Genomic DNA, 1,874 nt, shown 5'->3' with positions numbered 1-1,874 from the left:
GGCGCTTGTACTCGTTGATGCGCACCAGCCGCACCACCTGGTCCACAGCAGCCTTGTCAAAGCCTTCGGCCACGATTTGCGCCGGACTCTCGTCGTTCTCCATGTAGCGCTCGATGATGGCGTCCAGCACTTCGTAGGGCGGCAGGCTGTCCTGATCTTTCTGGTCGGGCCGCAGCTCGGCGCTGGGCGGGCGGCTGATGATGCGATCGGGAATGGGATTGGCCCCGGTTCCGAACGGATCGTGCAGATTGCGCCAGCGCGCGAGCCGGAACACCAAGGTCTTGGCCACGTCTTTGATGACCGCAAAGCCCCCCGCCATGTCGCCATACAGCGTGCAATAGCCGGTGGCCATTTCGCTTTTGTTGCCGGTGGTCAGCACAATGCCGCCGAACTTGTTGGACAGCGCCATGAGCAAAGTGCCCCGGATGCGGGCCTGCAGGTTTTCTTCGGTGGTGTCGGGTTCGCGGCCCGCAAACTCGGCCGACAAGCTGGTGGTGAAGGCCTCGAAATGCGGGGCGATGTCGATCTCGTCGTAGCGCACACCCAGGCGCTTGGCCATGTCGCGCGCATCGATCCAGGAAATGTCTGCCGTGTACGGCGACGGCATCATGATGGCGCGCACGCGGTCTTTGCCCAAGGCGTCCACCGCCACCGCCAGCACCAGGGCCGAGTCGATACCGCCGGACAAACCCAGCAAGACGTGGGGAAACCCGTTTTTCCCGATGTAGTCGCGCACCCCCAGCACCAGGGCGTGCCACAGATCGGCCTCCTGGCTGTGCGGTCGGTCCATTTCGGCCTGAATGTCCCAGCCGCCGGCGCGCCGGGTGAACGCACATTCGAACAGGGTTTCGGAAAAACTCACGGCCCGTCCGGCCAGTGCGCCGTCAGCAGCCAGCACAAAGGAACGTCCTTCGAACACGATTTCGTCCTGCCCGCCCACCAAATGCGCATACACCATGGGCAGACCGACTGCCAGCACGCGCTCGCGCATGGTGACCTCGCGCTCATCGCCTTTGCCGGTGTGGAAGGGCGATGCGTTGATCACCACCAGCAACTCGGCGCCCTGCGCCTTGGCGTCGGCGGCCGGCGCTGCAAACCAGGCGTCCTCGCAGATCAACAGGCCGACCTTGACCATTTCGCCCCCGTGTCCCGGCACCTCGATCACGCAACTGGCGTTGCCCGGCGTGAAATAGCGGCGTTCGTCAAACACCTGGTAGTTGGGCAATTCGCGCTTGGCATAGGTGTGCAGCACGCGCCCGCCCTCGATCACGCTGGCCGCGTTGTACAAGGTGGGCATGGAGACGCTGCGCTGCCGTTTGCCCACTGCCGCCTCCACCGAGCGCGACGGGTGTCCCACCACAATGTGCAAGCCCTTGAGCCCCGCCGTCTGACGCAGCAGCCACATCAAGGCATCATCACAGGCGTCCACAAAGGCGGGACGCAGAAACAGGTCTTCGGCGGCATAGCCACACAATGCCAGTTCCGGCGTCAGCAAGAGATGGGCGCCCTGCGCCTGCGCTTGCTGCGCGGCATCAACGATTTTTTGGGCATTGCCCATCATGTCGCCCACCACAAAATTGAGCTGGGCAACACAGATATGGAGAGTCATGGATACAGAAACCGGTGCGGTTGACAGAAGATGTTCGAAGCATCCCGACGGCCTGACGGCCCACCGCTTGGCGTCGGGTGCGCCGGCGCCCATGGGCGGATGAAGATGGCGTCACAGAATTATGTCATCCGGGTCCTGGACTCGCCGCTGCGCATCCCAACCCAGGACTGGAACACCCTGCTGGCCTGCGAGCCAGACCCCAGCCCCTTCATGCGGCACGAATACTTGTGCGCCCTGCACGAAAGCGGCGCCGCCCGCCCCACGG

The 1,874-nt window shown here is 63.9% G+C and carries 1 protein-coding gene; it reads right to left on the bottom strand.

Annotated features, from left to right (window positions below; translation table 11 throughout):
- On the bottom strand, positions 1 to 1,609 hold a 1,609-nt coding region (locus tag ABYB95_RS22670; RefSeq protein WP_372662347.1), incomplete at its 3' end, for an NAD+ synthase.
- Between the last annotated feature and the right edge of the window lie 265 nt (positions 1,610 to 1,874).

Origin of the sequence: Hydrogenophaga sp. (genome assembly GCF_041633695.1) — a bacterium.
GTDB lineage: Bacteria > Pseudomonadota > Gammaproteobacteria > Burkholderiales > Burkholderiaceae_C > Hydrogenophaga.
This window is presented reverse-complemented; position numbering and strand designations above follow the sequence as displayed.